At 70.9% G+C, this 2669-nt stretch carries 2 protein-coding genes and 1 pseudogene; 1 reads left to right on the top strand and 2 read right to left on the bottom strand.

The window, feature by feature from the left end; all coding sequences use genetic code 11:
* Together KBX53_RS28985 and KBX53_RS28990 are read right to left on the bottom strand one after the other, a co-directional pair.
* On the bottom strand, nucleotides 1–1536 hold a 1536-nt coding region (locus KBX53_RS28985), incomplete at its 3' end, for an AAA family ATPase (protein WP_210862772.1).
* Between the two features lie 309 nt (nucleotides 1537–1845).
* Nucleotides 1846–2040: a hypothetical protein gene (locus KBX53_RS28990; RefSeq protein WP_007456482.1), complete on the bottom strand. Its 195-nt coding sequence runs from the start codon at nucleotides 2038–2040 to the stop codon at nucleotides 1846–1848.
* Nucleotides 2041–2411: 371 nt separating this feature from the next.
* Between KBX53_RS28990 and KBX53_RS28995 the strand changes: the two are divergent.
* Nucleotides 2412–2669 (top strand): annotated as a pseudogene (locus KBX53_RS28995) (hypothetical protein); the annotation flags it as partial.

The raw sequence follows: 2669 nt of genomic DNA on the forward strand, positions 1-2669 counted from the left end.
GGGCACGTCCCCGGCGCGGGCGAGCAGGGCCCCCGCACCGTCCTTGCGCCGCAGTCCCAGGGCGAGCGCCTCCTCCCTGGCCTTCCAGGTGGCGGCGTCCTTCTCCGCCGCCCGCTCGGCGTCGGTCAGTGATCGGACGCTGGCCTGTGCCCGCTCCTGCACGGCGACCGCCTCGGCGTGCCGGGCATCCAGGTCCGCGTTGTCCCGGTCGGCCTCGGTGGACTGGGCGGCGACCGCGTCCAGGTCGGCCTGCGCCTGCTCGGCGCGGCCCAGCGCGTCGGCGTGCGCGATGGCGAGGCGTTCGATCTCCTCGCCGGCGCTGGTGGTCCGAGCCCGGGCGGAGTTGACCTGGCCGGTGAGCCTCGCCATTCCCTCCCGCCGGTCGGCGATGGCCTTGGCGGCGGCGACCAGCTCCCGTTCGGCGGCGGCGAGCTGCCGTTCCAGCTCCTGGCGGTGCTCGACCGCCTCGGCCAGTCGGATCTGGTCGTCGGTGAGCGCGCCGCGCAGCTCCTCCTCCTGCTCCCGGACGCGTTCCGCCTCGGCCTCCAGCTGGTCCGGGTCGCGGCCGGGTCGCTCGTCGTCGCCGGTGGCGCTCAGGTGCCGCAGCCGCTCCCGGGCCAACTGCTCGATCGAGCGGAAGCGTTCCTGCAGGGCGGACAGCTTGTACCAGGTGTCCTGGGCGGCGGCGAGCAGCGGAGCGTCCTCCGCGAGGGCGGCCTCCAGCTCACCGAGCCGGCCCTGCACCTCGGCGTGCTCGCCCTCGATCTGCTCACGCCGCTCGCGCAGCGCGGTCTCGTCGGCGATCTCCCGATCCAGGGTGGTCCGCAGGGTGGCCAGGTCGTCGGCGAGCAGGCGCAACCGGGCGTCGCGCAGGTTGGCCTGGATGGCGGCGGCGCGTCGGGCCACCTCGGCCTGCCGGCCCAGCGGCTTGAGCTGACGACGCAGCTCGGCGGTGAGGTCGGTGAGACGGTTGAGGTTGGTCTGCATCGCGTCGAGCTTGCGCAGCGCCTTTTCCTTGCGCTTGCGGTGCTTGAGGACGCCGGCCGCCTCCTCGATGAACGCGCGGCGGTCCTCCGGCTTGGCGTGCAGCATGCCGTCGAGGCGGCCCTGCCCGACGATGATGTGCATCTCCCGGCCGATGCCGGAGTCGGAGAGCAGTTCCTGGATGTCGAGCAGCCGGCAGGAGTTGCCGTTGATCTCGTACTCGCTCTCGCCGGAGCGGAACATCCGGCGGGTGATGGAGACCTCGGTGTACTCGATCGGCAGCGCGCCGTCGGTGTTGTCGATGGTCAGGGTGACCTCGGCGCGGCCCAGCGGCGCCCGACCGGCGGTGCCGGCGAAGATGACGTCCTCCATCTTGCCGCCACGCAGCGCCTTGGCGCCCTGCTCGCCGAGCACCCAGGCGATGGCGTCGACGACGTTGGACTTGCCCGAGCCGTTCGGGCCCACCACACAGGTGATCCCGGGTTCCAGCTTCAACGTCGTGGCGGAGGCGAAGGACTTGAACCCCTTCACCGTCAGGCTCTTGAGATACACCTACTCGATCCTCGTCCGGTGGCCGCCGTACCGTCGCCGGCTGTGGGGACCTGGGTGAACTCGCAGACTAACCCGGCGGTGGGAGCGGGCCGGCACGCGACCCGCCCCGCGTCGCGTCGACCGTGGGGGGCGCTGCCGTTCTGTCGCCCGCAAAGAAAGGCAAGCACCTTTCATGATCGCGTATCCACGACCCATCGCAAGATCATGAATGGTCGGTGTCGAAAAGGTGCCGGACAGTGTTGCGCGCCGGCACCGAGGGGTCGGCGCGCCTTTTTGCGGGGGTGAGATTCAGTGTTGAGGACCGGAAGATCAGGTCAGCGCCGGCTCGGCCAGACGGAGCAGATCGTCCGCCTCCGCCGCAGCCGCCGCGAGCCGATCATTGTCGGCACGCAGACGCGTGATCTCGAACTCCAGTGCCTGGACCCTGGCACGCAGTCGGGTGACCTCGTCGAGCAGACGCCGGTCGGGCGCTGCACCTACGTGGCCGTAGAGGGCCTTCGCCATGCTGACTCCTTGATATGCGCTGCCGGAAAGGCCGGCCAACGCGCGCCCATTTGTACGCGGCTGTCATTCCAGGCTGTATCTGGGCATGACCGGGCGCGACTGGCGACACCTATATATTGCGCCGCAAACCCCTCCTTCGTCAAGTTCTCGCAGGCCGTAGATCATCTCCACGTCGACCTGTCCACTTGTCGGGGGGCTGCCGCAAGGCACGGACACTCTCTGTCCGGACGCCTTTACTGTACGCCCGGATCCGCCGAAGTCCGCACCCTGGCGTCCGACTTCGCCTTAACTCTTTCTTAGCCACGTTGCCGCAGGTCGTAGGCGCGCCGTAGCGTCACCCCGGCCCGCAACCGACCCCTGGAGGCATAGGCGTGTACGGCTGGACCGATCCGATGGACCCGAACGGCGCCCCCCGGCGCACCGGAGGGCCGACCGACGAGCCGGCCTGGCTGCACGACCGCCCGGAGCCCCGCTCGGCCTATCTGTTCGGTGACGAGCCCGGTCAGCCGGGCGACGAGTGGCACCGGGAGCAGCCCACCAGCGGCCGACAGCCGGAGCCGGCGACGCCCGCGGAGGCGCACACGGCGCCATGGCCGGCCCACCAGCCGGACGGTGCGAACAGCCGCTGG

It is taken from the genome of Micromonospora sp. M51 (assembly GCF_018070305.1).
Taxonomy (GTDB): domain Bacteria; phylum Actinomycetota; class Actinomycetes; order Mycobacteriales; family Micromonosporaceae; genus Micromonospora; species Micromonospora parva.

Coding starts and splice junctions, on each gene's coding strand:
- KBX53_RS28990 (WP_007456482.1), bottom strand. CDS start 2,040: ATGGCGAAGGCCCTCTACGGCCACGTAGGTGCAGCGCCCGACCGGCGT.